Origin of the sequence: Streptomyces sp. OR43, assembly GCF_008042275.1 — a bacterium.
In the GTDB taxonomy this organism is placed as follows: Bacteria; Actinomycetota; Actinomycetes; order Streptomycetales; family Streptomycetaceae; genus Streptomyces.
This window is the reverse complement of sequence record NZ_RDBK01000032.1, coordinates 23705-31573: the sequence shown is the minus strand read 5'-3', so window position 1 is coordinate 31573 and position 7869 is coordinate 23705. Positions and strand designations below refer to the sequence as shown.

At 69.3% G+C, this 7869-nt stretch carries 8 protein-coding genes; all 8 read left to right on the top strand.

Annotation, left to right across the window (positions count from 1 at the left end; genetic code table 11):
* The first annotated feature begins 68 nt into the window (after positions 1 to 68).
* The 8 genes from EAO72_RS16170 to EAO72_RS16135 all read left to right on the top strand — a co-directional run bounded on the left by EAO72_RS16170 (position 69) and on the right by EAO72_RS16135 (position 7839).
* The gene (locus tag EAO72_RS16170) at positions 69 to 1022 is read left to right on the top strand and encodes an ATP-binding cassette domain-containing protein (RefSeq protein ID WP_148018041.1); all 954 of its coding nucleotides are present in this window, start codon (positions 69 to 71) and stop codon (positions 1020 to 1022) included.
* Positions 1019 to 2569: an ABC transporter permease subunit gene (locus tag EAO72_RS16165; RefSeq protein ID WP_148018040.1), complete on the top strand. Its 1551-nt coding sequence runs from the start codon at positions 1019 to 1021 to the stop codon at positions 2567 to 2569. The genes EAO72_RS16170 and EAO72_RS16165 overlap by 4 nt, the downstream gene beginning before the upstream one ends.
* On the top strand, positions 2566 to 3342 hold the full coding sequence (locus tag EAO72_RS16160; RefSeq protein WP_148018039.1) for an ABC transporter permease subunit: 777 nt from the start codon (positions 2566 to 2568) through the stop codon (positions 3340 to 3342). Before EAO72_RS16165 ends, EAO72_RS16160 begins: the two co-directional genes overlap by 4 nt.
* A gap of 46 nt (positions 3343 to 3388) precedes the next feature.
* On the top strand, positions 3389 to 3799 hold the full coding sequence (locus EAO72_RS16155; protein ID WP_148018038.1) for a hypothetical protein: 411 nt from the start codon (positions 3389 to 3391) through the stop codon (positions 3797 to 3799).
* Between the two features lie 29 nt (positions 3800 to 3828).
* Entirely contained in the window at positions 3829 to 4161 is a 333-nt protein-coding gene (locus EAO72_RS16150) for an MbtH domain protein (RefSeq protein ID WP_148018037.1), read from the top strand.
* A gap of 22 nt (positions 4162 to 4183) precedes the next feature.
* Positions 4184 to 5200: a pyridoxal-phosphate dependent enzyme gene (locus EAO72_RS16145; RefSeq protein ID WP_148018036.1), complete on the top strand. Its 1017-nt coding sequence runs from the start codon at positions 4184 to 4186 to the stop codon at positions 5198 to 5200.
* Positions 5197 to 6153: an ornithine carbamoyltransferase gene (locus EAO72_RS16140; protein ID WP_148018035.1), complete on the top strand. Its 957-nt coding sequence runs from the start codon at positions 5197 to 5199 to the stop codon at positions 6151 to 6153. Before EAO72_RS16145 ends, EAO72_RS16140 begins: the two co-directional genes overlap by 4 nt.
* Positions 6154 to 6258: 105 nt before the next feature.
* On the top strand, positions 6259 to 7839 hold the full coding sequence (locus EAO72_RS16135; protein WP_148018034.1) for an MBL fold metallo-hydrolase: 1581 nt from the start codon (positions 6259 to 6261) through the stop codon (positions 7837 to 7839).
* Positions 7840 to 7869 lie beyond the last annotated feature (30 nt).

The following is a 7869-nucleotide window of genomic DNA, read 5'->3' as shown; positions in this document are numbered from 1 at the left end:
TGTGCGCTCTGCAACTTCGCTCTTTTCCGTGACGACTCGGACCCCTGTTTTTTCCTAGCCTTTCCTTCATGGACAAGACGATCGATGGGTCACAGGCCGTGATCGAGGTCAGGGACGTCTACAAACGTTTCGGCAGCACAAAGGCACTGGACGGCATGTCGTTCTCCGTCAGGCCGGGGCAGATCACCGGCTTCGTCGGTCCGAACGGCGCCGGCAAGTCGACGACGATGCGTGTCATCCTCGGCCTGGACAAGCCGGACAAGGGCAGCGCGCTGGTCGGCGGGCAGCCGTACCAGACGCTGCGCACGCCGCTGAAGCACGTCGGCGCGCTGCTGGACGCCTCCGCCGTGCAGCCGAGCCGGACGGCTCGCCATCACCTGCTGTGGCTGGCGCACTCGCAGGGCCTCGGCGCCGCCGCGGTGGACGAGGCGATCCGCAGGGTCGGCCTCCAGGACGTGGCGGGGCGCAAGGCCGGCGGGTTCTCCCTGGGCATGCGGCAGCGGCTGGGCATCGCGGCGGCGCTGCTCGGTGACCCGCCGATGCTCATGCTGGACGAGCCGTTCAACGGCCTGGACCCCGAGGGCTTCAGGTGGATGCGGGGCTTCCTCGCGTCGCTCGCGGAGCAGGGGCGTGCCGTTCTGGTGTCCAGTCACCTGATGAGCGAGCTGCAGGACTCGGCCGACCACGTGGTGGTCGTCGGGCGCGGCAAGGTCGTCGCCGACACGAGCGTGCGGGACCTGCTCGCGTCGGTGTCCGAGGGGCGCGTCACGCTGCGCACGTCGGCTCGTACGCAGGCGATGGACGTGCTGGCGCGGGCCGGTGCGACGGTGAGTTCGACGGGCACGGACACGATCAGTGTCACCGACCTGCCGGCCGAGCACGTGGTGTCGGTGCTCGGTGCGCACGCGGTGCCGTTCTCCGAGGTGTCCTCGCACCGTGCGTCCCTGGAAGAGGCGTACATGGAGCTCACCCGGGACTCCGTGCAGTACCGCGGGGTCGTCACCGGGGAGGCCGGCCGATGACCACGACCCTCTCGCCGCCGCCCGCCGCGCGGCGGCAGGACCGAGGCGGCTTCGGACGCGTCCTGCGCGCGGAGTGGACCAAGTTCCGGACCGTGCGCGGCTGGGTGCTGAGCACCATCGGCGCGCTCGTGGTGACCTGTCTGGTCGGTCTGCTCGCCACGGCCCAGAGCAACGACGGCGGTGCCAACGCGGCGAAGCTGCCCGTGGGTCCGTCGGGCGACGCGGTCAACGACGCCTTCTACTTCCTGCACCAGCCGCTGAAGGGCGACGGCGGCATCACGGTGTCGGTGTCCTCGCTGACCGGTCAGGTCGCGGCGTCGCCGACGGAGAACAAGCCCGGTCTGGCGCCCTGGGCGAAGGCCGGCATCATCGTGAAGGAGTCCCTCGAGCCGGGGTCCTCGTACGCGGCGATGATGGTCACCGGGACGCACGGCGTGCGGATGCAATACGACTTCACGCACGACACGGCGGGGCTGCCCGGCGCGGCGTCGGCGGAGGCGCCGCGGTGGCTGCGCCTCGAGCGCTCCGGCGAGACGGTGACCGGCTTCCAGTCGACGGACGGCAGCAAGTGGACCGAGGTGGGTAGCGCCCGCCTGAAGGGGCTGTCGGAGTCGTCGCAGGTCGGGCTGTTCGTGACCTCGCCTTCGGCGACGGAGGACACCGGTACCGGAACGGGCTTCAACCCGGCGGTCGCCACCGGCACGTTCGGCGCGCCCACCCTGAGCGGTGGGTGGAGCGGCGACGCCTGGGAGGACCAGCAGGTCTCCGACGGCGCCGGTACGAGCGGCAGTTACAGCCAGTCGACGAAGGGCGACGCGGTCCGCGCCGACGGGGGCTACCGCATCACGGGCGCCGGTGACATCGCGCCGGTGGTCGGCGGGCCGGCCGCCAGTGGCGTGCGCATCCTGTCGAACTTCCTCGTCGGCGCGTTCGCCGGGCTGATCATGATGGTCGTCGTGGCCGCGGGCTACATGACCGTCGAGTACCGGCGCGGTCTGATCGGCGTGACGTTCGCGGCCAGTCCGAGCCGCGGGCGGGTGCTGGTGGCGAAGGCCCTCGTGGTGGGCTGCGCGGCCTTCCTCGCGGGGACGATCGCCGCCGCCCTCATGCTGCCGTTCGGCGCGTCACGGTCCCTGGCGAACGGCTTCCCGGTCCTGACGGTGCCGTCGGCGACGGAGCTGCGGGCCATCGTGGGCACGGGCCTGCTGCTGGCGGTGGCGAGTGTGTTCGCCCTGTCGGTCGGTGTGCTCCTGCGGCGCAGCGCCGTGACGATCACGGTGGTGGTCGTCGGCATGGTGCTGCCGTACCTGCTCGCCACCGCGTCCGTTCTGCCGCCCACGGCCTCGGACTGGCTCCTGAAGGTCACACCGGCCGCCGGGTTCGCCATCCAGCAGACCGTCACGCACTACGACCAGGTCGTCACGGTGTACTCGCCGATGCACGGTTACTTCCCGTTGGCGCCGTGGGCGGGCCTCGCCGTCCTGTGCGCCTATGCCGCGGCCGCCTTCGCCGGCGCCCTGGTCCTGATCCGCCGGAGGGACGCATGAGGTTCGCGGGACGCGCGGAGTGGACGAAGCTGCGGACGGACGCCGCCAACGTCTGGCTGCTGTTCGGTGCGGCGGCGCTGACCCTGACGGTCGGCGCGGCGGTGGCCATGACCTCCCGGTGTGACTCGATGGGCTGCGGCGAGGACGCCACGAAGCTCAGCCTCACGGGTGTGATGGTCGGTCAGGTCGTGGTCGCGATCGTCGCGGTGCTGATGGTCGGCAACGAGTACAGCACCGGCATGATGCAGAGCACGGTCGCCGCGGTGCCGCGCAGGCTGACCGTCCTGTTCTCGAAGGCGGCCGTGCTCAGCGCGGTGATCGTGGCGGCGGGTGCCATCGCCGTCGTCGGGTCGCTGCTGATCGGCGGGCTGGTCCAGCCGGGCCGGGGCTTCACGAAGGCGCACGGCTACGAGGCGATGTCGCTGGCCGACTCGGAGACGCTGCGGGCGGCCGTGGGGTCCGTCCTCTACCTCGCCCTGATCGGGCTGTTGAGCCTCGGTATCGCGTTGATCGTGCGGAGTTCGGCGACGGCGATCGGGATCGTGCTGGGGCTGCTGTTCTTCTTCCCGATCCTCACCCAGGTGATCACCGACCCGGACTGGCAGAAGCTGCTCCAGCAGATCGCCCCCATGACGGCCGGCCTGTCGGTCCAGACGACGATCGGCATCGAGCAGCTCCCGATCGGTCCTTGGGAAGGTCTCGGTGTGGTGGCCCTGTGGGCCACCGGAGCGCTCACCGTCGGCGGCGCGATGCTGCGCCTGCGCGACGTATAAACAGCCCAGGCTACCCGCTAAACCCCCGGGCGGGTAAGGCGGTCTCGTGTTCAACTGCGCGAAGGCGCTGGTTGAACACGAGACCGCCGTTTCTCTGTTCCTGCGCCTGTGGATGGTCAGGCACCTCTCGTCGTACGCTGAGGGCGCCCAAATTGCAGTTGCGCAGCTTTCGGAGGTTCGGGTGAGGAAGTACTGCAAATCGTACCCACTGGGTGAATTGCGCGGCTTTCCCGGCTGGGCGGCCGGCGCGCAGCCCGAGGAGCGCGAACTCGCCGACGACACCACGGTGTTCCTCTGCGATGAATTCACGGTCATGCTGAGCCCTGTCGGTGTGGACAAGGACAAGCGGCTCTTCACCGAGGACACCCCTGAGTGGCATGAATTCTGCGAGTCCACTCTTAAATTCAGCATCCCGGACGACCTGGCATTCGCCTACGTGGAGTCCGAGCAGTCCTGAGCCGGCCGTTTCGATGGGAGAGAAGAACCATGGATGAACTGACCGAGCGCCTGAGCGTCGAACAGAGTGTGGAGGTCGGCGGACCCGAGCCCACGCTCGAGGAGCTGCACACGCGGCTGACGGACATCGGGACCGTCTTCGTGAAGTTCACCGAGACCAGAGGTGGCACCGACCTGGGCATACGCCTGGACCGGGAGGCCACGGACCTCGGCGGCGCCGACTTCGACGCCCGGACCGGCACGGTCCACGTCGAGGGCACCCTGACGCTCAACGGCGACCGTGTGCGCTGCGTCGCCGACATCGACCTGGCCACCCTGAAGGGAGTCGGTCGACTGGCGCTTGCGGAGACGGCCGACGCCTGACGGCTTCCCATCCGAATATCGGATGACGTCGATGACGAGTGCTGTGAGATCCGCGGACCCGGTCCGCTCTCCGGTCGGGAACACCCCGATGGTGGATGTTTCCCTGGACGTGTACGGTACGCCGCGGAGACTGCGACTCAAGCTGGAATCCAAGAATCCCTTCGGTTCGCTGAAGGACCGTATCGCCGTCTCCCTGATCGACCATGTGGCCGACCGTATCGACAAGGAATTCGGCGTCATCGAGTCGACTTCGGGAAATCTCGGGATTGCCATGTCGGCCGAATGTGCCGCACGTGGAATCCCGTTCACCGCTGTCGTCGATCTGCGCACCAGCACATTCTTCGTCGATCGTATGCGCGGCCTCGGGGCCGAGGTGCGGGTGATCGACGAACCGGATGCCGCCGGCGGATATCTGCTCAACCGCATTCGGTACGTCAAGGAACAGCTGGAGCTCCGCCCCGGCCTTGTCTGGACGAATCAGTACCGGAGCGAGGCGAACCCGAACGCCCATTTCGAGAGCACGGCGCCCGAACTCCTGCGGCAGGTGCCCGGTCCGGCGACGGTCCTGGTCCCCGTCTCCACGGGCGGCACGCTCGCCGGGCTGACCCGGTTCGTCGAGGCGACCGGCACGGACTGGCACCTCGTCGGTGTCGACGTGCACGGCTCCGCGGCGCTCGGCCCCACGTCCGGCCGGCGGTTGCTGTCCGGGATCGGGGCGAGCTGCCCGTCGAGCTTCCTGGACCCCGCCACCGCGACCGTGCAGTACGTCGACGTCGCCGAGGCGGTGGCGGCCTGCCTGTGGCTGTCCGAGGAGGCCGGCATCGGCGTCGGCGGCAGCTCCGGGGCGACCGTGGCCGCCGCGCTGCGGATGTTCCGGCAGGACCCGGCGGTCGAGGAGCTCGTGTGCCTCTGCCCCGACGGGGCGGACCGCTACCGGATGACCATCTACCACGCCGACTGGCGGATCGCCCAGGGAATCACCACTGCCGGGACGGGCGGCGCCGTCGTCTACCGCGCCCTGGGCGAGAGCGGAGAATGATGTCCATCGAGACACGCGGGCTGCTGACGCTGTCCGAACTGACCCGGGAGGAACTGCAGGGCCTGGTCGCCAGGTCCCGCGAGCTCTTCCTCGACCGGACGGCGCACGACAGGCCGCTGCGCAACAAGTTGATCGGCCTGCTCTTCGCCAAGACGTCGACGCGCACCAGGACCGCCTTCACCAGCGGCGTCGTACGGCTGGGCGGGTTCCCCGTCACGTACGGGCCCAACGACCTGCAGACGGCGACCGGTGAGTCGATCAAGGACACTGGCCGCATCCTCGGCTCCATGCTGGACGCGCTCGTCGCGAGGACGTCCGGACCGCTGGACGACCTGCGGGAGATGGCCGGCGCCGGGCGGCTGCCCGTCGTCAACGCCATGGCCGCCGAGGAACACCCGACCCAGGGAGTGTGCGACCTGGCGACGATGCTCATGCGGTTCGGTTCGCTCGAGGGCATCTCCGTGCTCTACCTCGGCGAGGGCAACAACACGGCCTCCGCTCTCGCCCACGGCCTCTCCCACATCCCGCGCAGCCGCGTCACCTTCGCCACCCCGTCCGGCTACGGACTGGACCCGCAGGTGCTGGACGCGGCCGCGAAGCGGGCGGCCGCGGCGGGCGGCAGCGTCCGTGAGGTCCACGACACCGACGACCTGCCGGCCGACGTGGACGTCGTCTACACGACGCGCTGGCAGACGACCGGCACCGTCAAGGCCGACCCCGACTGGCGGGAGCGGTTCCGCCCGTTCCACATCGACGAGCGGTTCCTCGCCCGCTGGCCGGACGCCACGTTCATGCACGACCTGCCCGCGCACCGCGGCGAGGAGGTCTCCGGCGCGGTCCTCGACGGCCCGCGCTCGATCGCCTGGCAGCAGGCGGAGATGAAGCTGACCAGTGCCATGGCCGTACTGGAATGGGTCGTGGCCGGCGACGAGCCGGCGACCAAGCGCAGTTGACGAACCGCCGCGGACGGCCGCCCTCCTGCGCGGGCCTGTTCGCCGTCCGCGGCCTTTTTGACCATTCGGCATTGATTCAGGCAATTCTCTGGAGGACGAGCACCCATGTCTGACGAGCTGTACTTGCGATCCAAGGTCATCGTGGAACCACTGGTGGACCGGTTCTATGTCTGGCCGCACACCCTGGCGCCCGTCCAGGCCGCGATGAACCTCGCCTTCCTGCAGGTACCGCTCCTCGAGTCCTATCTCCAGTCCCCGAAAGTCCACGTGGCGGCCAGCGTCAACCCCGAGCTGCGCGGCGGCTACTTCATCAACATCGCCGAGGAGCGCGCCGACGAGGTGCGCGACCTGCTGGCCACCATCAAGCGCGAGCGGGCCGCCATGCTCCGCTTCGCCGAGGCGATCGCCGAGGGCCAGGAGCTGCTCCGCGCCAACGCCACCGGGTTCGACCTGACCCCGCTGTACCCCAAGCTGCCCAAGGAGCTCGCCGGCCTCGTCGAGCTGGCGTACGACACCGACAACCAGGCTCAGATGCGCTTCATGGAGCCGCTGGCCTACCACAGCGACATCTACCAGGAGGCCCGCCAGTCGGTGCAGCTCTCCTTTGAGACCGGCATCGAGCGGCCGTTCATCCTCAGCACGCCGCGCCTGCCCTCGCCCGACGTGCTGGAGCTGGACATCCCGCTCCGCCACGCCGGACTCGAGGCGCTGTTCAAGGCCCGGGTGCAGCCCACGACGCTCGCGAAGCTCCGCGAGGCCCTCGAACTCGACGACGCCCGGACCCAGCGGCTGTCCGGCATGCTCAGCGAGCGGCCGAGCCTGGCCGAGGACCGGCACATCGACGCCGGCGGCCGCATCCGCTACTTCGGCCACGCCTGCCTGGTCCTCCAGTCGCCCGAGGCGGCCGTCGTCACCGACCCGTTCATCAGCGCCGACAACACCGCCGGCGACCGCTACACCCTCGACGACCTGCCCGACTACATCGACCTCGTGCTGATCACGCACGGCCACCAGGACCACATCGTCCTGGAGACCCTGCTCCAACTGCGCGGCCGGGTCGGCCAGATCGTCGTCCCGCGCTCCTCGCGCGGCAACCTCGCCGACCCGTCCATGGCGCTCATGCTCAAGCACCAGGGCTTCCCGGTGACCGAGGTCGACGACTTCGACGAGGTCGAGTTCCCCGGCGGCAAGATCACCGCGACGCCGTTCCTCGGCGAGCACTGCGACCTCGACATCCGCGGAAAGTCCACGTACTGGGCCGAGTTCGCGGGCAAGAAGGTCTACATCGGCGCGGACTCCTCCGGCATCGACCCGGTGCTGTACCGCTACGTCCGGCAGCACCTGGGCACCGCCGACCTCGCCTTCCTCGGCATGGAGTGCGACGGCGCCCCGCTCACCTGGCTCTATCAGGCGCTGCTGACCAAGCCGGTCACCAAGAAGATGAGCAACTCCCGCAAGCTGTCCGGCTCCAACGCCGCCCAGGCCGCCGACATCATGGTCGAGCTCGGGGCCAAGGAGGCGTACGTCTACGCGATGGGCGAGGAGCCCTGGCTCGGCCACGTCATGGCGACGACGTACACCGAGGACACGTACCAGATCAAGCAGATCGACGAGTTCATGAACTGGTGCAAGGACCACGGCATCAAGGCGGGCCACCTGTACGGCCAGCAGGAATGGCGCTGGTAGGCGGACGTCCGGCAACTCAACGGCTCTTGA

What these genes read in the sequence shown, in the direction of transcription:
- EAO72_RS16135 (WP_148018034.1), top strand. Translation starts at nt 6,259, where the DNA reads ATGTCTGACGAGCTGTACTTGCGATCCAAGGTCATCGTGGAACCACTG.
- EAO72_RS16140 (WP_148018035.1), top strand. Translation starts at nt 5,197, where the DNA reads ATGATGTCCATCGAGACACGCGGGCTGCTGACGCTGTCCGAACTGACC.
- EAO72_RS16150 (WP_148018037.1), top strand. Translation starts at nt 3,829, where the DNA reads ATGGATGAACTGACCGAGCGCCTGAGCGTCGAACAGAGTGTGGAGGTC.
- EAO72_RS16145 (WP_148018036.1), top strand. Translation starts at nt 4,184, where the DNA reads ATGACGTCGATGACGAGTGCTGTGAGATCCGCGGACCCGGTCCGCTCT.
- EAO72_RS16160 (WP_148018039.1), top strand. Translation starts at nt 2,566, where the DNA reads ATGAGGTTCGCGGGACGCGCGGAGTGGACGAAGCTGCGGACGGACGCC.
- EAO72_RS16165 (WP_148018040.1), top strand. Translation starts at nt 1,019, where the DNA reads ATGACCACGACCCTCTCGCCGCCGCCCGCCGCGCGGCGGCAGGACCGA.
- EAO72_RS16170 (WP_148018041.1), top strand. Translation starts at nt 69, where the DNA reads ATGGACAAGACGATCGATGGGTCACAGGCCGTGATCGAGGTCAGGGAC.